Consider the following 21645-nt stretch of genomic DNA (forward strand, 5'->3'; position numbering starts at 1 on the left):
TGGCCACACTACTTAAACCTACGCCACCGTTTCTTGCTTTTTCTGCATACTCGCCAGGTGGTGAGTGGTGTGGTAATCGGAGAATAAGAGCATTTCCAGGCCGGTGACGGGGCCAATGAGGGGGTGTTTCCAAACGGTGTTGGTCGTAAGCTCCTCGTCTGATACACCCGCCAGTGTTGCCGCCACGGCGGCAACGGTTTGCTGCCAGGCGGCGCGTTGTTGGGTGAGCAACTTGGGGTCGCCGGGAGGGACGGGGTTGGCACCGGCGGGCAGCAGGGGCAGGGCCGCTTTGTATTGGGCTACCACCTCGTCATAGGTGCGCGAGGGACGGTCGGTAGTACGCCAGTTGGCGCGGGCGGGTTCACTATAGAGTTGGACAATGCCGTAGGTGGAACGCAGCAAGTGGGCAAACTCCTGCTCGATAGTCCACTTTTCGCCCTGTGGGGCCGTCCACGACGATTCAAGCGTAAGGTCGTTTAGCCATTCGGTGGCCAGATTGAGCTGATGGAGCAGGGCAGTACGGGGGTCAGACATACAGATAGAGTTGGTTTAGTGAAATGAGTGAGACGAACGTAGGTCTAAAAAGTTGTATATGCAACTTGGTGACTTATATTTGTCCTATGACCGACATTGATCGTTGCATTGCGGGCCGGATGCGGATGCTCTCACGGGTGGTGACGGGCCTCTACAACGAGACCTTTGCCGAAGAGGGTGTTACCCTGGCGCAGGCCACGTTGCTGATGTATATGTTCGTTGTGCCGGGCGTACGCCAGAGCGTATTATCGAAGCAACTGATGATTGAGAAATCGGCCATGAGCCGCGACCTGCAATTGCTGCAACGTAACGGATGGCTCACCGACTCGATCCGAAAAGGCCTGTTTTTAACCGACGAAGGACAGGCCCTGGCCAAGCGGTGCCACAAACGGTGGAAAGCCCTGAACGGTGCAGTCCGGGAACAACTTGGCACCGATGCCGTCGACGGGTTGGACCTACTGACAGAACGCATATTGGCATTAAGATAAATAGTCATTTCGTTGCGCTGTCATTCGCTACGCTGTCATTCGATAGTCATTCGTTGTAAAGGCAATATATGACTACCGAATAACAGCGTAGCGAGTGACCATTGAATGACTATCGGATGACAGCGCAGCGAATGACCAATGACCACTGAATGACCACTGTTATGAAACCTGCTTTTCTCACCACCACCCGTAAGGAATCGGGTAAGACATGGCGATTTCGGACCCTGATGAACTGGTACCCCATGTATTTCGGCACGGGGGGTAAAATCCTGTTCTGGTCCGGCGATTCGCGTGAGGTTCAGCTACGGTTGCGGCGCAATGTATGGAGCTATAATTACGTCGGTACCATCTTCGGCGGGAGCATGTTTGCGGCATCAGACCCGTTCTACATGCTCATGCTGCTTCAGATTTTAGGGCCTGCCTACGTGGTTTGGGACAAAGCCGCCACCATCCGGTTTCGCAAGCCGGGCCGTAAACCACTCTACACCAAGATACTGTTAACCAATGAGTTAATTGAGGGTGTCAGAGATGACGTAGCCGCCAATGGTCAAACAGAACGTGTATTGCCGCTGGAATGGGTCGATGCCGACGGGGTGGTTCATGCCCAACTGGAACGCACGCTCTACATTGCCGATAAAGCCCATTACGAACAAAGAAAGCAGGATCGCCAGTCGTCGCGGTTCGAGCGCAACCAATGACGCAGGAACACCACATGACCGTGCAGCGCACGGCGCGGTATTACACCATGGGCGAAGCGAAGCCGGGCCTGAAACGGGTCTGGCTGGTGCTGCATGGTTATGGCCAACTAGCCAAATATTTCATCCGCCGGTTCGACGTCGTGGCCGACGATGATACCCTGATTGTGGCTCCCGAAGCCCTTTCGCGGCTCTATACCGATGCCGAATATGGCAAGATTGGGGCCTCCTGGATCACCCGCGAAGACCGCGACAACGAGGTGGCCGATTATTTAGCTTACCTCAACAAGCTCTATGACGAGGTGTTGGCCCACCACGACCCGGCCACGTTGCACATCACGCTCATGGGCTTTTCGCAGGGTGCCGCCACCGCCTGCCGTTGGCTCAACGACGGCCACATCCGCGCCGACCGGCTTATGCTCTGGGCAGGCTTTTTCCCCCACGGCACCGCCGACGTGATTGCCCCCGACAAATTGGCCGGATTGGCGGTACAGTACGTGTATGGCGAAAAAGATGAGTTCATTGCCCAGCTACCCGACCCCGCCGCCTACCTCGCCAAGCTCCAGACCGACCTGCCCCATATGCAGATCATCCCTTTCGACGGCACCCACGTAGTAGATCGAGAGGTGTTAAAGGCCCTACTATAGACTCGGTTACTTCTTCGTTACCTCGTGCAAATCAAGCTGCTGAATGAGCGCATTCTTTTCGGGGGTGAGGGTGAAAAACACGTCGATAGTGCCGCGCTCACCTTCAATGAGGAAGTTGCCTCGCAGGTTATTTTCGGGCATCATTTCGCCTACGCGCACCACCCGCCCAATCTTGTCGAACAGCGTTTTCAGGGCTTTTTGCCGAAGGGACAGGGGTGTATCGGGAAAGAAGTTTTCGGCGAAAATGCCGCTTGTTTCGGCCCCGTTGAACGTGGGCAGCAGGCGCAGGAGTTCGGTTTGGCGTTGCTGCAAAATGGCCGAAATGGCCACGGGACGCGGTTTTAGGCCCGCCAGCGAAATCAGGGTATCCAACGCGGCGGTGTTCAGGCTGCGTGGTCCGGCGTAGGTGAGGCTGGCGCAGGCCACCACGCCAATGCCGTAGTCAGGCAGGATTTGCCACTCGCTGCCGTAGCCGGGCAGGCCCCCGCTATGCCCCACGCTCACGCGCCCTTCGCTGTCGCGGGTCCAACCCAGGCCGTAGGCGTAGCTGCCCGTTTGCGCCACCGTCCGGCCCGACGGGTATTTGAAGCTGGGGTTCAGTCCCCGAAAATTCCAGGGCTGCTGCATCTCACGCAGTGAACTACGTTTTACAGGGCCGGTGTCGGCACCAGACCGGGCGGGCCACGCGCTCAGGTGCAGGGCCATGTACTTGCCAAAATCATCAATGGTCGTAATCAACCCGCCCATTGCCCCCCACGACCCGTCGGCCAGGGGTACTTCGGGAAGCCACTGTTCTTCCTGCCAGCGGTAGCCCGTCACAAATCGGTTGGGGTCGGCCTTTCGGTAGTCCCAGATCGTGCTGTTCATGCCCAGCGGACCCAGAATGTGTTGCGTGATGTACTGCTGGTAAGGCATTTTCGACACATTGGTGATAATCCGTCCCAGCAGCGTGAAGCCCAGATTGGCATATTCGTAGGCCACGCCCGGCACGTTCGAGAGCGAGACGCCTCCTTTCAGGAATTTTGTCAGTTCGGCCTCAGAATCAGCCAGTTGGCGGTCGCCCCAGGGGTTGTCTTCGGGGAAGCCCGCCGCGTGGGTAAGCAGGTGCCGGATCGTGATGGCAGGGGCGTCGGTGGTGAGCGACGCCTGCGATTTAAGTTCGGGGACGTAGTTGGCGGCGGGGTCGTCGAGGCGGAGTTTGCCCTCGTCGCGCAGCTTCAAAATCGCCATTGCCGTTAGGCTCTTGGTCATCGACGCAATCCGAAACTGCGACTGCGCCGTAGCGGGGGCTTTGGACGTCAGGTTAATCACGCCCGCACCTGCCCCGAAAATGAGTTCTCCGTCTACGACCACGCCGAAGCCCAGCCCCGGAATGTGACGTTGCACGGCATAGTCGCGGTAGAGTTTTTCCACGACCGGCAGGGCCGCCCGTATTCGTGCCAGGCGGTCGGTTGTAGAGGTAGCAGGGGTGGGGGTAGGGGCGGGTAGCTGGGCGTGGGCGGCGATGGCTAGTCCCAGGACCAAAACGAGTAGCGAATGTTTCATGCTGCAATTAACGTATCGCGGACTTTATTCCGTAAGCAATGCGGACTAGGCGTCCCCGACTAAAGTCCGCGATACGTTAATTAATCTCGTAATAATAACCGAAGATGATACCCATCTCGTCTTCGCTGGTGAGACCGAAGCTGACGGTTTTGGCGGTGTTGTTGTTGTAGGTGATCTCGGAAATCAGCCCTTCGCCTTTGGCCAGTAAAATCGGTGTTTTGAAATTGATGATGTCGGGGTGTTCCCAGTCAGTGGCGGTGTATACCACTTCACCGTCGCGGGTGCCGCCCTTGATCTTGATCACAAACTTCTGGCCCAGCTTGTGCATGTGCGACGTGAGTGTGAGCACCTGCATGGTCTTGTCGGTCAGGAATGTCTTGGTAAACGTTTTGGTTGTGCCCGCCGGAATGGTCAGGCTGGTATTGCTCAGGTTCAGCGTCTTCACCACCTTCGTCACGGCCGCTTTGGGCGTGGTGTAAAAGTTCATATACGCCTCGCCCTTCGTCACACTCTTCGTCTTGTTCACATAGTGTACGTTCAGGTCCACCGTGGCATTGGCGGGGATAAGCAGGGCGGCACCCTCCGGAAATACATAGTCGTTCACCGCCGACTGGCTACCCGCCAGATACACGTGGTTCGACATCTGAAGCGCCGTGAGCAGGTTCAGCGTACCGTCGGGGTTGCGCAGATCGCGGATGTCGTTCATGGGTGGTGCCAGCGACTTGTTGTTGAAGTCGTAGGCCAGGAAATGGTGACTACCGGGGCGCATATTTACCGTAAACCGGTTCACGTAAATGTCTTCGGTATTGCCCACGGCCCGGCGCGTGAACAGCTCCCGCTCGAAGTTGGGGGCAATGTCGAACGTCTCTACTTTTAGCTGGAAGCCAGTGCCTTTGGCGGGGGCATTGGGGGGCGTAAACGCACCCGTAGCGGCTGTAGAGGGCGTTTTGTCGTCCAGCAACACCGGGTCAACGTAGTTGGTGGTAGGTAGGGCACCACCCTCGATCCAGCGGCGGACGAACTCGATTTGGCCCACGGTCAGCGGCGTATCACCCAGGGGCATGGTGTTGCCGTAGACCTTGCCGTTGTGGTGGCTGGCGTCGGGGTTGAGCTTGTGATAAAGCAGGCTTTCCAGCGAAGCAAAGGGCTTCACGCGCTTGTGCCCATCGGTCAATGAGAGGGCATTTTTCGGTGCCACGTTCACCAGGTTGTTAAACGCTACGCCCTTGGCCAGCACCAGGCCGTGCTGTTTGAAGGTGGCATCGGCTTCGGAGGCGTGGCACCCCGCCGTGGCGCAGGAGGGCGTCAGAATCCGGTCCTGCATTAGGGCAAATGTGTCGGTCGATGGCGAAACGGGATCAGCCGTTTGGCGCTGACAGGCGCCCATAAAGAAGGCAGCACCCAGTGCAGAGAAGAGTAGCGAACGGACGGTCATGGTAGTGTATCGACGTGATGCTCAGAAGCGAAGTGTGAAATGCTGTTTGGGCTGCTCGTGGCGGAAAAAGACCAGCCCAACGCCAAACAGATCGACGGTGACGCGGGTGGCGGGGTGGGCTTTAATCGCCGCCCAGGCCCGTTCCATGTCGTTCGACCAGTGAATATCGTCAAAAATAAACAGAGAATCGTTATGCGCTTTGGGCAGGCAAGTTTCGAAGTAGGCCAGCGTGGGTTCGTAGCGGTGGTTGGCGTCGAAAAAGACCAGGTCGAGGCGGGGAATATCCAGTAAACGGTGGGCGAGTGTTTCGTCGAGATTACCCACCACAATGTCAACCGGCTGAGTGTCAAGCTGAGCCAGGTGATGCCGGGCCAGGCTGGCAATGTTTGGGCACCCTTCAAACGAGATCAGCTCTCCCCCTGTTTCGGCCACGGCCTCAGCCAGGTAGGCAGTGGTGAGGCCCAGCGAGGTGCCCAGTTCCAGTACGGTTTGGGCGTTGGTGTGCTTGACCAGCCGGTAGAGCAGTTGTGCGTAGCGAGGTGGCTTCTGCGCCGACCGGGCCAGGCTGTCTACCGACCGCAGGTTGCCGTTGTGCCGACGCGAACCGGCCCCGTAATCAGTTACCTGGATGGTCTCTGTAGAACGAAGCAGGGTTTTTCGCAGCGCCTCGATAGCGGCCCAGTTGGGCGGTTTGGCCCGGTTACGGATGACCGTGGTGTAGAGCGAATAAACGAAAGGGGAATGCAGTCCGTGGGCGTTACCGGCCTGCCAGCAGTGGCGGAGATACGCGGCGATCAAGAATTAATTCAGCTGAAAAGGCACCACCAGCGTGAATTCGGGCACCTGAATACGAAACTGTTTGCCATCGATTAACCGCTCGACCAGGTAGGTGCCCACCATCTTGCCCATGCTGGCGTGGAGGTTGCAGCCCGACACGTATTCGTGGCGTTCGCCGGGTTCGAGCACCGGTTGCAGGCCCACTACGCCTTCGCCTTCTACCTCACGCACCAGCCCGTTGGCATCGTGGATGAACCAGTGGCGGCGCAGCACCTGAACGGTATGTTCACCGACGTTTTCGATGGCGATCCGGTAGGTAAACACATAATGCGCCTGCATGGGACTCGAATAGTCATGCTGGTATTCTGTTTTTACGCTCACCTTTACGCCTTCCGTAACTGCCGTGATCATGATTATAAATCGATTTTGACAACCTTGCAACGTAAAATAGGTTCATAAGATTGGTATTCCCATCGGAAGACTGCCAATTATTTTTACCCCATTTGCTATGAACGTCATCATCGCCGATTCCTGGAAACCTTACCTCCAACCTGAGTTCGATAAATCGTATTTTCCTAAGCTGGCCGAGTTTCTGCGGCAGGAATACACCACCCAGCGTGTCTACCCGCCGGGTAAGCTCATTTTCAATGCCTTCGACAAATGTTCGTTCGACGATGCGCGGGTGGTCATTCTGGGGCAGGACCCTTACCACGGCGAAGGGCAGGCCAACGGGCTGGCGTTTTCGGTGTCGGAAGGTATCACCAAGCCGCCCTCGCTCATCAATATTTTCAAGGAAATTCAGGACGACCTGGGCAAACCCGTACCCAAGTCGGGTAACCTGGAGCGCTGGGCCGAGCAGGGCGTGATGCTGCTGAATTCGACCCTCACGGTGCGGGCCGGGCAGGCGGGGTCGCACCAGGGCAAGGGCTGGGAAACCTTCACCGACGCGGTGATCAAACTGATGTCGGAGCAGAAAGAAAATGTGGTGTTCATGCTCTGGGGAGCCTACGCCCAGAAAAAAGGAGCCGTCATCGACGAATCGAAGCATCTGGTTCTGAAAGCCAAGCACCCCTCGCCCATGGCGGCGCAGTGGGGCGGCTGGTTCGGCAACAAACACTTCAGCCAGGCCAACGAGTACCTGGTCAGCAAAGGCTTACCACCGATTGAATGGTGAGGGGGGAATTTAACGTCTAATGTCCAAGGTCTAATGTTATGCTGCCGTAAGGCAACGTTAGACCTTGGACATTAGACGTTAAACTCGTTTTTTCGCAAGAATCGGGTTGATTGCCCCTCTGTAAACGGCGACTTTTGGGGGTATCAAATCAGACCGTTATGCAGACCGCTTCACCCTATACGTACGGGCAAATTGCCGGGGCTATCGAACACCTGTCGGCGCATTTTCAGGAGCAGCCGTCACTAGCCGAACTCGCCGACCGGGCCAACCTGAGCGAGTACCTCTTCCAGCGCCTTTTTTCGGAATGGGTGGGCGTTAGTCCGAAAAAGTTTGGCCAGTTTCTCACCCTCGACCATGCTAAAGCGCAACTCCGGGCGGGACAGTCGCTGCTGGCCACTGCCCACGATGCGGGCCTGTCGGGGACGGGGCGGCTGCACGATTTGTTTGTCACCATAGAGGGTGTCACGCCGGGACAGTACAAGCAGGCAGGAGCGGGGCTAACGCTCACCTACGGCACATTCGAGGGGCGGTTTGGCTCCTATGTGCTGGGTGCCATCGACGGTAAAGTGGCCGTACTCCAGTTCCTTGCCGACACCGATTCGCCTGAAGCCGTGGTGCGGCAGGTCTGGCCCTACGCCACCCTAAACCACGCCCCCGCCGCCCTACAACCGCTGGCCGATGCTGTCTTTGATCGATCCTCAACTGGCTCATTAACCGCAGCTTTATTGCCAATTTCGGTACTGATGCGCGGGTCGGCGTTTCAGTTGAAAGTATGGGAGGCGCTGCTGAAAATACCAGAGGGAGCACTGGTGAGTTACGACCAGATTGCCACGGCTATCGGGCAGCCGTCGGCCTCGCGGGCGGTGGGCACGGCCATTGGTCAAAACCCCATTGGCTACCTGATTCCGTGCCACCGGGTCATTAAAAAGACGGGTCTCTTCGGCGGCTACCGCTGGGGCATGGCCCGCAAACAGGCCATGTTGGGCTGGGAGGCGGCGCAATGTTTCGGGTAAAACGGTACCTTGCAGCCTGCCTATGACTACCCAACAAACCACCGTTTCGCTCGATCCCGAAAACTGGGACAACCTCCGTTCGCTCGGCCACCAGATGATCGACGATATGTTCGACTATTTGCAGACTATCGGCGAACAACCTGCCTGGAAACAGCCTTCCGACGATGTAAAAGCCCATTTCGCGCAGCCACTACCCCGCGTGGGTCAGCCTGAAGCGGCTATCTACGCTGAGTTTCTGCACTATATTCTACCCTATAATAACGGCAACGTGCATCCCCGTTTTTTCTCGTGGGTGCAGTCTACCGGTACCCCGTTTGGTATGCTGGCCGACATGCTGGCGTCGGGTATGAACCCCAACGTGACCATTGGCGATCACGCGGCCATGTATGTCGACAAGCAGGTGATTGATTGGTGCAAGGCGCTGATGAATTTCCCTGACACGGCCAGCGGTATGCTCGTGAGTGGTGGGTCGATGGCCAACCTGACGGGCCTGTTGGTGGCGCGGCATTCGGCAGATCGGGACCGGATCAGGCGGTATGGTGTACGAGGTACCGAGCGGCCATTAGTGATGTACGTGTCGACCGAAACGCACAGTTGCGTGCTGAAAGCCGTTGAAGTAATGGGCCTGGGCAGCGATGCCGTGCGAAAAGTGCCTGTCGATGCCCATTATCAGGTAGATATAAACGTGCTGAAAGCTATGATCGAGGCCGACCTGGCCGTCGGCATGCACCCGTTTTGCCTTGTGGGCAATGCTGGTACTGTCAACACCGGGGCCATTGACCCCCTCGATACCCTCGCCGATATCTGCCGGTAATACGGCATGTGGTTTCATGTCGACGGGGCGTTTGGGGCGCTGGCCAAGCTTGTGCCTGCCTACGCCGACGCCCTATTGGCCATTGAACGCGCCGACAGCGTAGCCTTCGATCTGCACAAGTGGCTGTCGATGCCCTATGAGGTGGGTTGCGTGCTAATCCGCGACGCCGACCTGCACCGGGGCACCTTTGCCATGACGCCCACCTACCTGTCGCGCCACGAGCGCGGGTTGGCCGGTGGCCCCGATTCGCTCAGCAACTACGGCATCGAGCTGTCACGGGGATTCAAGGCGCTGAAAGTATGGATGAGCTTCAAGGCGTTTGGCCTTGATCACCTCGGCGCGGTCATTGGTCAGAACATTGAGCAGGCTCAGTATCTGGTGCAACGTATTGACAATGAGGCGGAATTGGAACTGCTGGCTCCGGCACCTATGAACATTGTCTGCTACCGGTTTAACCCCCGCGATGGCCGCGATATGGACTCGCTCAATGCACTGAACAAGGAGATCCTGATGCAACTACACGAGCAGGGCATTGCCACGCCTTCCTACACGCTACTCAACGGCAACTACGCTATCCGCGTAGCCCACGTTAACCACCGCACCCGCCTGGGCGACCTGGACATGCTGGTAAACGAAACCATGCGCATTGGGCGGGAATTGGTAGGTTGAATAACCGTGAGTTATGGCTGCTGAATCAACGTACTCAGTATAACTAAAACGGCCCTCAACTTATGATGAGGGCCGTTTTTATTTAAAAAGATGTCCTGTTACTCGTACACCACACGGCTCAGAATGCTGCGGCCGAGGGTGACTTCGTCGGCGTATTCGAGGTCGCCGCCGATGGAAATACTCTCACTCATTTGTCGCTGTTGTAGCCACTGATGATGGCAATAAATTCGCTGACAATCTGAGATTTATACGGATTCCGTTCTTTCAGAATAAGCGAGACAGGGTACTTTTCTCCATCAGCATCACGAATGATATCATCATATTTGACAAAATCGTCTTTAACAAAATAATAAAACCAGTAATTGAATTTTCGTTGTCTGGTTAATTGGCGACCATCAGAAGAATCACAGATGTATATGGTGATTAACTCATCGCTTTGCTCATAAAAGTGGGTGAAGATAGCCGCTACTGTGTGTGACGTACGCTCATCAAAAACAGGATTCAAGCCTGTTGGGTTATCGGCTACTATGATAGAGAATTCATACACATAGGGGGCCAGCAAACTGTCTTCACCAAACAGATAAGGGGTGTGCGTAAATTTTATTTCGTAGACAACAAGCTTGGTTGTTTGGAACGTGTAGCTGTTCTGTGTGCCACTAACATAAGCAAACTCATAATTCATTCCTCAGGAATAATAATACCCTTCGCCGCGTTCCGTTCTCGTAATTCTTTCAATATCTTCTGGTATTCAGGTGTCTTGACCCTAGCTCTTGACTCTTCTTCCGACTGCTTTTTTTGCACCTTCCAGCGGGCAATTAATTTAGCTACATTAGCCTTACGCTCTTCCGGCGTAAGGTCTTGCTGATGAACTGGTTCCATGAGTTCTGCCATACCTAGTACAGTCAAAGTTAACGATTTCTGAATTCAACCAAAAAACGGCCCTCAACCTAAGCTGAGGGCCGTTTTTAATTGAAGCTTAGGCAATTACTCATATACCACCCGGCTGAGGATACTGCGGCCAAGGGTGACTTCGTCGGCGTATTCGAGGTCGCCGCCGATGGGGATACCGCGGGCGATGGTCGAGATGCGGAGGTTGAACGGGCGCAGTTTCTTTTGCAGGTAAAACGCCGTAGTGTCGCCCTCCATCGTGGGGCTAAGGGCCAAGATAATCTCTTTCACCGGCTCGTCGGCGTGGAGGTTATTGGCCAGCCGGTGAATAAGCGATTCGATGTGCAGATCGCTGGGGCCAATGCCTTCTACGGGCGAAATAATGCCTCCCAGCACGTGATAGAGGCCTTTATACTGGGCGGTGTTCTCCACAGCCAGCACATCGCGGGTGTCTTCTACCACGCAGATGATCGACCCGTCGCGGCGGGGGTTGGCGCAGATCGTGCAGAGGTCGTCGTCGGAGAGGTTATGGCAGCGCTGGCAGTATTTTACTTTCGTGCGCATGGCCGTCAGCGACTGGGCCAGCGTCTGGGTTTGTTCTTCATCGCGTTTCAGCAGGTGCAGCACCAGCCGCAGGGCGGTTTTCTTACCAATGCCCGGCAGCTTAGCCACCTCCGTCACCGCGTCTTCAATTAGCTTCGAGGGGAACTCCAAAGGATTTACGATTTACGAGCACTGATTTACGAATTACGAATTACGAATTACGATTTGTTGCTGACGCCAGCGTACTCATGCGCCAGCAAAAATCGTAATTCGTAATTCGTAATTCGTAAATCCATACTTCAGTTCATGACTTCCGCAGAGATGCCGCGGCGGCAGATCTCGTTGCGCAGGGGGACCAACTCCTCGAAACCGCCGTTTTTGACGGTACACTTGCCTTTGTAATGAATCAGGATCGTACACTGTTCGGCCTGTTCGGGGGTATGTTCGCAAACCTCCATCAGGGTGTCGATGACGTACTCGAAGGTGTTGACCTCGTCGTTGAAGACCACCAGGTTATACACCTCGGTCTCCACCACTTCGTCCAGTACCTCTACCTCGGGTTGAAAAAACGGCGTCATAACAGCGCGGCTAGTTGATTGATTATTGGCAAATTTATGGAAATTTGGCCAGTAAATGCCCGTTAAAATAACCCCATACAGGGCTTAAAAGTTGCCCTTTTTCAATGAATTCCACCATCGCACTGGTCATCCTGATCGCCTATTTTGCCATGCTTATCGGGGTGTCGTACTACACCTCACGCGGGGCCGACACCAACACGTTTTTCACCGCTAACCGGCAGTCGCCCTGGTACTTAGTGGCCTTCGCCATGATCGGCACGTCGCTCTCCGGCGTCACGTTTATCTCGGTGCCGGGGGCCGTGGGCGGGGTCTTCAAAGGCTTCGAGGGCTATAAGGGTTTCTTCTACTTCCAGGTGGTGCTGGGCTATATCGTGGGCTACTACGTCATTGCCACGGTGCTCATGCCGCTCTACTACCGCATGAACCTGATCTCGATCTATGGCTACCTCGAAAAACGGTTCGGCTTCTGGTCGTACAAGACGGGGGCGGGGTTCTTTTTGCTGGCCCGCACGGTGGGGTCGGCGGTGCGGCTGTATGTGGCGGCGGGGGTACTGCAACTCGCCATTTTCAACGACCTCGGTGTGCCGTTTGAAGTGTCGGTGGCCATCACGATCCTGCTCATCTGGCTCTATACGTTCAAGGGGGGCGTAAAAACGATCATCATCACCGACACCCTACAGACTACGTTTCTAGTCACGGCCGTGGCGCTCACCATTATTCTGATTGCCAGAGAGTTACATCTTGATTTTGGGCAGGTGAGTACGGCCATCAAAAACGGTCCGTACTCGCAGATCTTCTATTTCGACAATTTCAACGACCCGCGAAACTTCTTCAAGCAGTTTATTTCGGGGGCGTTTATTGCCATTGTCATGACCGGCCTGGATCAGGACCTGATGCAGAAAAACCTGACCTGTAAAAACATCGGCGAGGCCCAGAAAAACATGTTTTGGTTTACCATCACGCTCACCGTAGTCAACTTCATGTTTCTCTGCCTGGGTGCGTTGCTCTACCTCTACGCCAACACCGAAGGCATCGCCATTCCCAAGAAAACGGACGACCTCTACCCGCTGCTGGCGCTTACTCACTTTGGCCCCGTGGTAGGCATCACCTTTTTGCTGGGTATCACCGCCGCCACCTACGCCTCGTCCGATTCGGCCCTGACGGCCCTGACCACCTCGTTTTGTATTGATTTCATGAACGTGGAAAATAAGCCGGAGGTGGAACGGGCGCGGATCAAACACCGCGTACACATTGGCTTCTCAGTCTTGTTTTGGGTAGTGATCGTCATCTTCAAACGCCTTAGTAGCGGCGACGTCATCACGGCGGTGTTCGACCTGGCAGGTTATACCTACGGCCCACTGTTGGGCCTGTACGCGTTCGGGTTGTTCAACCGCCGCCCCGTCCGCGACCGGTGGGTACCGCTGGTGTGTGTGCTGTCGCCGTTATTTACCTACTGGGTCAACAGCCATTCGCAGCAGTGGTTCAACGGCTACGTATTTAGCTTTGAACGCCTGTTGCTCAACGGGTTGTTTACCTACGTGGGCCTGTGGGCGTTGTCGCGTCCGGCAGTGAAAGGAGAGGCCGCCGTGGGGCAGTATAGTAAGGTTGCTTAACTTTTTAGAGAGTGCCCCGTTAGTTACACGCTGGCAACCCCTGGTGGTTGTCAGCGACAACATGATTCATACCCGATTACTGATTATAGGCCTGGTGCTGCTCTGCACGGCTTCGGCCTGGGGGCAGCAACAGCGCAACCGCACGAAACGTACGCCCAGCCCCTACCGGCGGGCCTACCAGAAAGGAGTGTTTGTGGCACCCGACTCTACCTCGCCGCAGGTGCCGTTTGTGCATTTTCCGTATCCGCTGGGCAAGGGTATCAACCGGGCTACGCTGGGTGTGACCTTCACTACCTCCCCCCGCGACATTACCGAACAAACCCAGATCAACGTGCCGGCGGGTGATCTGATCGTTTTGCGGGGGCTGACCAAAAATCTGGCGCTAACGGGTCAGTTGAAGTTTCAGTTTGTCCAGAACAACCTTATGGTGGGTTTGCGCCGTACGTTCCCCATCAAAGGCCGTTTCTACGGGTCGGTGGGAGCGGGCCTGGGCGGTTGGGTTGGGGTGCTGAAACTGGCCGATTTCAATACCACCGGTTTTGGCACCATGGCCAATGTCGACGCCGCCGTTGGGTTCCGGTCGTCGCGTGATCTGCTGGTTACGTTTCGGCTCGAAACCGACCTGGGTTTGTTTAACCGAACGGCTGTGGGGCAGACCGTTTCCGACGACCGACGTATTCTGAACAACGGCTATGGGGCTACAGTCACGCTGGAACAAGCCTTTTTCGGTCGTCGCCATGCGGCCATCGGTTTTCGAGCGTTATATACCAACTTCAACTGGCAGTTCTGGTCGCTCTACGACACGTTCGACCGGAATATTTTTTACCCGGAAGTGTTCATGGGCTTCTTTCTATGAACCCACTACGACCAACCAGCGCTATGAGATCTGTTCCTGTTCGTTTTTTACCCCTGCTGATGCTGGTGGCTTCGGCCGCTTATATAGGTGAAGGGTGCCGTACCAAGTATGAAGAAGCCGTTGTTATTCCGCAGAACCTGAATGCCGGGCTGAATGTAGCTGGCGCCAAACTGCTCTTCAGTCAGACTCGCAAGGCCTGCGAGGGGGTGTATTCAGTCTCGGACGGGGCCGATGTATTTGGTAGTGAGATTGCTGGTAAATGGAGCTATGTGGTGAAAAATGGCACCGATACCACCTACCATTTCTCGCTGTTCTGCGAACCCAGGGCCACTTATTTCGTGCTGGAGGGCCGACAGGTGGCCGACTCGATCATTTTTATTGGCTACTGGCGGCGATTGGTCAACGCCGATGTGGGCACGGCGCGGTTTGTGGTGCAGCGCGCTAGTGGCGCAAAAGCCCTGCTGGCACCCGACTGTTGTCAGGACCTGAAACCCGGCGACGTGGTGCTGAATGGTCTGTATGGCAATGGTGAGGGCGAACGAAAGTACCCGCTCACGTTGTCGTTCAACCGCAAGTTGAACCCTACGCCGTTTCAGATCATTGCCCACCGTAGCGGCGGACGAACCTCCGATCTCCTGCCCGCCTCCGAAAATTCGGTCGAGATCATTAGGCTGGCGCCTGAACTGGGGGCCACGGGCGTAGAATTCGACATCCGGCAAACCAAAGACGGTGTACCGATTCTGTACCATGATGACCAACTCAACCTACGCCAGACCCAAAAAAGTGGCCTTATTGGGCCTGTAGAGAATTACACGTATAAACAGCTTTCCTCGTTGGTACGGCTCGTAAACGGCGAACAGATACCGACGCTGGAAGAAGGCCTGACCGCCGTGATTGATGACACCCCCCTGCAAACAGTGTGGATGGATAGTAAACTGATTCAGGATATGCCCCTGATTCGGGAGATCCAGAAGAAGTACATTGCCAAAGCGGCTGCTCAGGGGCGGAAGGTGAGTATCTACATTGGCCTACCCACCGAGACCACCTTAAACCAGTTTGAGGCCCTCGACGACCACCTGACGACACCTTCGCTGTGCGAATTAGACACGTCTATTGCCCGCCGTATCAACGCCCAGGTTTGGGCACCCCGGTTCACCCTCGGCGACCCCGTAGAATCGGCCAAGGTGATGCGGGCGGCTGGTCTAAAAGTCTTTGTCTGGACCCTCGATGTGCCCGATTTCATTCGTCAGTTTATTGACAAGGGGTCGCTGGACGGCATCCTCACCAACTATTCGCCCGTTGTTGCGTATTACCATTATGTACAGAAGCCATAATATGAGTACCTGGCGCGTTGGCTTGCTGGCATGTTATCTGGTAACGGGCCTCACTATCAACGCAGTGGCTCAGGACATTGCGCCACCAAAATCCACCACGGCGGCCACACCAAGCAGGCAGCAGGCCATAAAAAATAGGGCCAGGCTCCGGCAGCGAAGTGGATACAAGCGCCTACAGTCGCAGGCCCCGACCCCTCGCAGCCCGGGGTTTACTAAAGCCGGACAACTGCGTCGGCTTAGTCCAGACCAGCTATGGGATGTTCAGCCCGACTCGACCCGGCCAAACCGGGGGCCGTTTCGGCTGCTGGTCTACACCGGTTTGGGGGCTTCGTATTATTCTGCTCCGCTAAATAGCCCAGTGGCGCTGGAGAACAAACAGCAACTGCGTTGGTCTATACCATTCTCGCTGCGCGTGATGTGGCAAACCGACCACCGAATGCGGCTGGGTATCGAAACCGGCTACGTAAGCATGTACAGCTACAAAGGCACCCGCAACGGCGAACTGGCCAACGTGCGGGTGTCTACCACGCCCATTCTGGCCGTCTTCTCGATGTCGGTGGTGAAACGGTTTGCCCTCTATGCAGGCACCGGACCGTACCGAATCAACTCAAATCTGGAGTATGACGGCAACACGCGGGGTACTACCTACAGCCTGGGCTGGATGGTGGCTGGTACCTACACGCAGCCGCTGGGCAGAAACATTGGCCTTGCCGCTGAGTTAAAATGGTACGATGCCACTCAAACCAAAGACGCCTGCTTCATTGCCCAGGCCACGCTGGTGTGGCGGGCGTTGACGTGGTAAAAAGGATTTTGGATTGGGGATTTGGGATTTCGGATTGGTTGCTGCGGTCCGACGTCTCGGCGCGAGTGGGCTAAAGCAAGTGTACTCTGGCGTCAGCAACCAATCCGAAATCCGCAATCCCCAATCCCAAATCAAATGTTTCCTCTTCTCGCTTTCCTCGCTGATACTCAAGCTCCTATGTGGATTGAGGCGTTGTTTTTGAAACAGCGCGATAACGTGAAAGCCACGCAGTCGATCTTCCGCGAAATCCTCAAACGTCACCCCGAAACGCTCTATTGGCTCGGTGACGTGGTGGTGCTGGGCTATAAAAATGCCGCCTGGCCCATGGTCGACACGTTCCTGGCCAACTGCGAGGAAGCGGGCATCGACGTGAAGGCTATCATGGGCAACCACGACGTAATGGGCCGACCCAAAAAAGGACAGCGCAATTTCCAGAAACGCTTTCCCGACCACGTGCCTACGGGCTACGCCCACGTGACCGATGGCGTGGGGGTGATTCTGCTGAACTCGAATTTCAGCACCCTGACACTGGATGAACAGAAACAGCAGCAGGCCTTCTACGAAAAACAACTCCACGATTATGACAACGACCCGGCCATTCGGGTGGTGATCGTGACCACGCACTACGCCCCATTCTCAAACAGCCGACTGGTGGGGTCAAGCAAGCCGGTGCAGCAGCGGTTTGTGCCGCCGTACCAGGCCTCGAAAAAAGCGAAGCTCTTCATTACGGGCCACGCCCACGCCTTTGAAAAGTTTGAAGTGGGCGGGAAGGTATTTCTGGTTATTGGCGGGGGCGGTGGCCTGAAGCAGCCCTTGCACACTAATCCATATAAATTTGAAGACCGCGCCCTGGATTATAAACCCATGTTTCACTACCTCACCGTCTACCGCGAGGCCGACGACCTCCACGTCTGCTCGCACCGCCTCACCGACGACCACAAAGGCTTTGAGGACGGCTATGGGTTTGTGATCTGAGTATCCGCCGTTGACTCAGAATCCGGTTGTCTGCACTGTGTGCTGTTGTCTACAATAGTATCTTGTGTCGTAGACGCGTTTACCCCAGCACTTTATGCTACTGAAGCCGTTTTTAGCTTACGCCATGCTCACGTGTTGTGTGCTGTCGGTGGTCATTGGTGGGCTGTTGTGGTCCCGGAAACAGGCCAATCAACACGCCAACAAGCTGTTGGCTTCGCTGTTGTTTATCTATGCCTACATCTACTTCGTCACGGTCCTCATCACCGACGGGGGCATCGTATACGTACCGCATCTGTTCCGTACGGCGGCCCCGCTCAACTACCTCATTGGTCCGCTGATCTTTCTCTACGTGCGGGCATCGCTGCTGTCGGCCACCCGCCCCCATTATCGCCGCTACGCCTGGCTATTTCTTCCGGCGCTGCTCAACATCATCGAATTCATTCCTTTCTACGCCCAGTCGGCGACGTATAAACTAGACCGGTTACAGTCGTTGGCGACGGTGCATAATTCACTGTTCACGATCCGGGAGGGCCTGTTACCACCCCAGTTTCACCTGATCGGCTACAGCCTGTCTAGCCTGATTTACTCGCTGTTGGCAGCGCGGTTGTGGTGGCGGTACCGGCGGCAGGAGGGGCAGAACCCGCACAGCAACCCCGTGTTTGCCAACTGGCTGAGTACGTTTGTGCTGGTCCACGTAAGCGTCAACCTCGTTTGGGTGATCGAGATGCCGTTTGTTCGGTACATAGGCTTCGGCAACCTGACCATGAACATCACCTATACCATTGCCCAGCTAACGATCTGCCTCTACATTCTTCGTCGGCCCGCCCTGCTCTACGGGGCCTACACCCTCAGCCGCCCCGAACCGGCCCGTACTCCCATCGAGCCACCCACCATCATTCCCGCCGACCGCTCGGTGATTCAGGACCAGGACCTGATGGCCTCGGCAGACCCCGCCGAACTGGAGCGGGATATTCAGGACAAGTTGCGGCAGCTGGAGCAGTACATGGCCAGTCAGCAACCTTACCTGCAACCCCGGCTGTCGCTGGCCGATGTATCGGTGGCGACCAGGATTCCGCCCTATCTACTGTCGGCGATGCTGAACCGGGTGCTGGGCCTCGATTTTCGCGACTACGTCAACGCCCACCGGGTACGTCATTTATGCCAGTTGCTGGAAGGTAACAAGTACGCCCACCTCACGCTGGAAGGCATCAGCACGCAGGCCGGTTTCTCCTCAAAAACCACATTTTACCGCGCCTTTCAGAAGCATACGGGCGTGACCCCGGCTCAGTATTTACTCAACAGCGACCTGTCGAATAATTAATGAAAAAGGCCTCTGTAGGCTGTATTTGAGGTTTCAAGTGTCATATTCCTGATTTGGTACTTACCCGTGCCGACAGCGCTCGCCTTCCTGGCGGTGATCGTGTTGTTTTGTTGTCAGATCAACACGACGTATGAAAAAGCAATGCATGCACATTGGGAAAGCGATGCTTTCCCTGCTGATTCTCCTGGCCACGCTCTCCGCTCAGGCCCAGGTACGTTTCTACACCGACCCGCTTTTTCGGGGAAAATCGGCCAGCTTTGAGACTTCCGAGTACAATACGCTGGGGCTGGGTATGGCTGGTAATGTGTCGTCGGTGGTAATCCCGAACGGCTACGAAGTAACTATCTACGATCAGCCCAATCTGCGCGGCAACTCGCTCCGGCTCACCAACAACGTACCCTTGTTCCGCATTTGGAATGACCGCATCCAGTCGGCCCGCGTGTCGCGCATTGGTGGGCCACATCCGCCTACACCGCCCACATTACCACCCACGCTGCCCCCGGTTTCGGGTACCGACCAGGTACGTATCTTCGATGGCCGACGCTATAGCGGCACCGACAAAGACGTAACCGCTGGCAACCACGCCCGGCTCGGCCCCTGGACCAATCGTCCCTCGTCGGTGCAGGTGCCGCGTGGGTACGTCGTGGTGCTCTTCGACCAGCCCAATTTCCGGGGTACGTCGCTTCGGCTGGCGCAGAACACAGAATCCCTGGCCGATTTTGGCTGGGACAACCGGGTGCAGTCCATGCAGGTCATGCAAAGCGGGCAACCCCAACCCGTTCGTCCCCAACCCGTCCCGGTCACGAGGCCGTTACCGTCGCAACGGGTTAATTAATAACAAGCGCGCACCGCATTGGTTATCAGTACATTATCTACTTACTACTTCGTCATGAAAACTGTTTTCTCCGCCATGCAGGCCATCGGCCTGGGTGTGCTATTGGGCCTGAGCGTAACCACCGTATCGATCGCCCAATCGCTACAACCCGGCTTCGATAAGGCCGAATACATGGAATTGCTGAAAGTATCGGCTCGCTTCGGCGACTCTGCCTATGTGGCCACGTTCCCTATCCCGATGCGATACCAGTTCGCGTATCGGTCACCGGTGGTGGGCCTGGATAACGTGTGGGATCTGTGGACTTCGGCTTCAACCGGCACGGCGGTGATCAGCCTGCGCGGCACTACGGCCAACAGTGTGAGTTGGCTGGGCAATTTCTACGCCGCGATGGTGCCCGCTCAGGGCGAGTTACAACTATCGAAAACGGAGGTATTCCCCTATCACCTGGCCGATAACCCACGGGCGGCGGTGCACGTGGGGTGGCTGGTGAGCACCGCCTTTCTGGCCAAAGACATCCTGCCCAAAATTGACTCCTGCTACCGGAAGGGCATTAAAAACATGCTCATCATGGGCCACAGTCAGGGTGGGGCCATCGGCTACCTGCTCACGGCGCACTTGTATAACCTGCAAAAGCAGGGCAAACTGCCCGCCGATATTCGGTTCAAGACCTATTGCAGCGCGGGACCCAAACCGGGTAATCTGTATTTCGCCTACGAATACGAGGCCATGACGCAGGGCGGCTGGGCCTACAACGTGGTGAACGCCGCCGATTGGGTGCCGGAGGTGCCGTTCTCGATTCAGACGGTCAATGACATGAACGTGACCAACCCCTTTGCCGGGGCCGACGCGACGATCAAAAAGCAGCCTTTCTTCAAGCGGCTTGTGCTTCGATATGTCTATAATGGCCTGAGCAAACCGGCTATCAAGGCGCAGGAGAACTACCAGAAGTACCTTGGCAACGTGGCCTCGCGGACGGTAAAGAAGAACCTGAAGGGGTACGTGGCCCCGGAGTACTACAACAGCAACCACTACGTCAGAACGGGGGCCACGGTGGTCTTGCTAGCCGATTCGGCCTATTACCGCCGCTTCCCCGACAGCCGCGAGAAGATTTTCGCTCACCATTTCCACATGCCTTACCTGTATCTGGTATCGAACCTGGAATTACCCCGCAACGCCACGACTAGCTCAACAACCCCCGCCCCACCCACCGCCCCCCTGACCGGCACCTGGGAACTAGATTATTTGGCTGGTCCTGGTACAGATGTCGCCAGCCTGTACCCCGACAAAAAACCATCGCTCACCTTCGACGCCGATAATAAGCGCGTAGCCGGTACATCGGGTTGCAATTCGTTCAACGCCCCCCTGACGCTGACCGGCGGCGACTTCCGCTTCCCGGAGGCCTTCGCCATGACCCGCATGGCCTGCCCCGGCAACGGCGAACAAACGTTTCTGAACACGATGAAGCGCATCAACCGCTACAGCGTCAACGGCAATACGCTCACGCTGCTTACCGGCGATATCGCCGTGATGCGGTTCATGAGGAAGTAACCGATTCCGCTCATTATCAACGTTTTAACTGACTATGCACTTATGAAAACATCCCTGATCGCCCTTGCCACCATTTTGACTGGCTTTTACTGGATCGGTTGCCAAAACCGTCAGACCACAACTGAAACAACGACCGACTCTATCGCTACCGGTACATCGGGAATGGACAACCCAACGACTTCCTGCTACGCCTACAGCTCTGCCGCCGACACCATGCGGATGACATTGAACCGGACGGGAAACGAAGTTACCGGTGACCTGCTGTATAAGCTGTCGGGCAAGGACCGCAACACCGGCACCATTACCGGCACGATGCACGGTGATACCCTCCGGGCCGAGTACAGTTTCCACTCTGAAGGCGTCGAGTCGATGCGGGAAGTGGCGTTTTTGGTCAATGGTGATAAGCTGACGGAGGGTTATGGCCCCGTGACTGAAAAAAACGGTAAGATGATGTTCACTCCCGGTGCCAGCCAGACCTTCGACAGTAAAATGGCCCTGGTGAAAGTGGCATGTACAGAGTAGAGTAGGATACTACGCCGAAACATCCCAATCAACAACGAT

Annotated in this window: 23 protein-coding genes and 2 pseudogenes; 15 read left to right on the forward strand and 10 right to left on the reverse strand. The window is 56.0% G+C overall.

The genetic code is table 11. The annotated features are described in order from the left end of the window. Window positions 1-18 precede the first annotated feature (18 nt). Window positions 19-534, reverse strand: a complete 516-nt coding sequence (locus tag J2I48_RS22025; RefSeq protein WP_207337669.1) for a DinB family protein — start codon at window positions 532-534, stop codon at window positions 19-21. A gap of 86 nt (window positions 535-620) precedes the next feature. On the opposite strand from J2I48_RS22025, the gene J2I48_RS22030 reads away from it, so the two are divergent. The 3 genes from J2I48_RS22030 (at window position 621) to J2I48_RS22040 (ending at window position 2364) form a co-directional block, all read left to right on the forward strand. Beyond that, entirely contained in the window at window positions 621-1022 is a 402-nt protein-coding gene (locus J2I48_RS22030) for a MarR family winged helix-turn-helix transcriptional regulator (protein WP_207337670.1), read from the forward strand. Between the two features lie 161 nt (window positions 1023-1183). Further along, complete coding sequence (locus tag J2I48_RS22035) at window positions 1184-1720, forward strand: DUF4442 domain-containing protein (protein ID WP_207337671.1); 537 nt, start codon at window positions 1184-1186, stop codon at window positions 1718-1720. Then, the gene (locus tag J2I48_RS22040; protein WP_207337672.1) at window positions 1717-2364 is read left to right on the forward strand and encodes an alpha/beta hydrolase; all 648 of its coding nucleotides are present in this window, start codon (window positions 1717-1719) and stop codon (window positions 2362-2364) included. Before J2I48_RS22035 ends, J2I48_RS22040 begins: the two co-directional genes overlap by 4 nt. Window positions 2365-2370: 6 nt before the next feature. Here the strand turns inward: J2I48_RS22040 and J2I48_RS22045 are convergent, their stop codons facing one another. The 4 genes from J2I48_RS22045 to apaG all read right to left on the reverse strand — a co-directional run bounded on the left by J2I48_RS22045 (window position 2371) and on the right by apaG (window position 6532). After that, complete coding sequence (locus tag J2I48_RS22045; protein WP_207337673.1) at window positions 2371-3909, reverse strand: serine hydrolase domain-containing protein; 1539 nt, start codon at window positions 3907-3909, stop codon at window positions 2371-2373. A 76-nt stretch (window positions 3910-3985) separates the two neighbouring features. Beyond that, on the reverse strand, window positions 3986-5344 hold the full coding sequence (locus J2I48_RS22050; protein WP_207337674.1) for a monooxygenase: 1359 nt from the start codon (window positions 5342-5344) through the stop codon (window positions 3986-3988). 21 nt (window positions 5345-5365) lie between these two features. Next, entirely contained in the window at window positions 5366-6142 is a 777-nt protein-coding gene (locus J2I48_RS22055) for an O-methyltransferase (RefSeq protein ID WP_207337675.1), read from the reverse strand. A gap of 3 nt (window positions 6143-6145) precedes the next feature. Next, window positions 6146-6532, reverse strand: a complete 387-nt coding sequence (gene apaG, locus J2I48_RS22060) for a Co2+/Mg2+ efflux facilitator ApaG/CorD (protein WP_207337676.1) — start codon at window positions 6530-6532, stop codon at window positions 6146-6148. A gap of 97 nt (window positions 6533-6629) precedes the next feature. Between apaG and ung the strand changes: the two genes are divergently transcribed. From ung to J2I48_RS28370, 3 genes and pseudogenes are all read left to right on the forward strand, one after another. Beyond that, window positions 6630-7295 carry a uracil-DNA glycosylase gene (gene ung, locus J2I48_RS22065; RefSeq protein WP_207337677.1) on the forward strand — a complete coding sequence of 222 codons (666 nt, stop codon included), beginning with the start codon at window positions 6630-6632 and terminating at the stop codon, window positions 7293-7295. Window positions 7296-7453: 158 nt separating this feature from the next. Next, a complete protein-coding gene (locus tag J2I48_RS22070) occupies window positions 7454-8308 on the forward strand; it encodes a methylated-DNA--[protein]-cysteine S-methyltransferase (protein ID WP_207337678.1) in 855 nt (284 codons plus the stop codon). A 106-nt stretch (window positions 8309-8414) separates the two neighbouring features. Then, window positions 8415-9791, forward strand: a pseudogene (locus J2I48_RS28370) (pyridoxal phosphate-dependent decarboxylase family protein). A gap of 98 nt (window positions 9792-9889) precedes the next feature. On the opposite strand, the pseudogene J2I48_RS22085 reads toward J2I48_RS28370, so the two are convergent. The 5 genes and pseudogenes from J2I48_RS22085 to J2I48_RS22105 form a co-directional block, all read right to left on the reverse strand. Continuing rightward, window positions 9890-9967 (reverse strand): annotated as a pseudogene (locus J2I48_RS22085) (recombination mediator RecR); the annotation flags it as partial. An 11-nt stretch (window positions 9968-9978) separates the two neighbouring features. Next, window positions 9979-10473 (reverse strand): DUF6169 family protein, encoded by a 495-nt coding sequence (locus J2I48_RS22090; protein WP_207337681.1) that lies wholly within the window; start codon window positions 10471-10473, stop codon window positions 9979-9981. Then, entirely contained in the window at window positions 10470-10682 is a 213-nt protein-coding gene (locus tag J2I48_RS22095; protein WP_207337682.1) for a hypothetical protein, read from the reverse strand. The genes J2I48_RS22090 and J2I48_RS22095 overlap by 4 nt, the downstream gene beginning before the upstream one ends. A 93-nt stretch (window positions 10683-10775) precedes the next feature. Then, window positions 10776-11393: a recombination mediator RecR gene (recR, locus tag J2I48_RS22100; RefSeq protein WP_207337683.1), complete on the reverse strand. Its 618-nt coding sequence runs from the start codon at window positions 11391-11393 to the stop codon at window positions 10776-10778. A 128-nt stretch (window positions 11394-11521) separates the two neighbouring features. Next, on the reverse strand, window positions 11522-11800 hold the full coding sequence (locus tag J2I48_RS22105) for an ATP-dependent Clp protease adaptor ClpS (RefSeq protein WP_207337684.1): 279 nt from the start codon (window positions 11798-11800) through the stop codon (window positions 11522-11524). Window positions 11801-11904: 104 nt separating this feature from the next. Between J2I48_RS22105 and J2I48_RS22110 the strand changes: the two genes are divergently transcribed. From J2I48_RS22110 to J2I48_RS22150, 9 genes are all read left to right on the forward strand, one after another. Continuing rightward, window positions 11905-13413, forward strand: a complete 1509-nt coding sequence (locus tag J2I48_RS22110; RefSeq protein ID WP_207337685.1) for a sodium:solute symporter — start codon at window positions 11905-11907, stop codon at window positions 13411-13413. Between the two features lie 61 nt (window positions 13414-13474). Further along, the gene (locus tag J2I48_RS22115) at window positions 13475-14269 is read left to right on the forward strand and encodes a hypothetical protein (RefSeq protein ID WP_207337686.1); all 795 of its coding nucleotides are present in this window, start codon (window positions 13475-13477) and stop codon (window positions 14267-14269) included. Window positions 14270-14292: 23 nt separating this feature from the next. Further along, window positions 14293-15603, forward strand: a complete 1311-nt coding sequence (locus J2I48_RS22120) for a glycerophosphodiester phosphodiesterase (protein WP_207337687.1) — start codon at window positions 14293-14295, stop codon at window positions 15601-15603. A gap of 1 nt (window position 15604) precedes the next feature. Beyond that, on the forward strand, window positions 15605-16405 hold the full coding sequence (locus J2I48_RS22125) for a hypothetical protein (RefSeq protein ID WP_207337688.1): 801 nt from the start codon (window positions 15605-15607) through the stop codon (window positions 16403-16405). A 135-nt stretch (window positions 16406-16540) separates the two neighbouring features. Next, entirely contained in the window at window positions 16541-17380 is an 840-nt protein-coding gene (locus tag J2I48_RS22130) for a metallophosphoesterase family protein (RefSeq protein ID WP_207337689.1), read from the forward strand. 124 nt (window positions 17381-17504) lie between these two features. Then, entirely contained in the window at window positions 17505-18701 is a 1197-nt protein-coding gene (locus J2I48_RS22135; protein WP_207337690.1) for a helix-turn-helix transcriptional regulator, read from the forward strand. Window positions 18702-18831: 130 nt separating this feature from the next. Continuing rightward, window positions 18832-19536, forward strand: coding sequence for a beta/gamma crystallin-related protein (locus J2I48_RS22140; RefSeq protein ID WP_207337691.1), 705 nt, complete (start codon window positions 18832-18834; stop codon window positions 19534-19536). Between the two features lie 54 nt (window positions 19537-19590). Then, window positions 19591-21084: an META domain-containing protein gene (locus J2I48_RS22145; protein WP_229376660.1), complete on the forward strand. Its 1494-nt coding sequence runs from the start codon at window positions 19591-19593 to the stop codon at window positions 21082-21084. A 42-nt stretch (window positions 21085-21126) separates the two neighbouring features. Beyond that, complete coding sequence (locus J2I48_RS22150) at window positions 21127-21606, forward strand: hypothetical protein (RefSeq protein WP_207337692.1); 480 nt, start codon at window positions 21127-21129, stop codon at window positions 21604-21606. Window positions 21607-21645: the final 39 nt, after the last annotated feature.

The organism is Fibrella aquatilis (genome assembly GCF_017353255.1).
Classification (GTDB): domain Bacteria; phylum Bacteroidota; class Bacteroidia; order Cytophagales; family Spirosomataceae; genus Fibrella; species Fibrella aquatilis.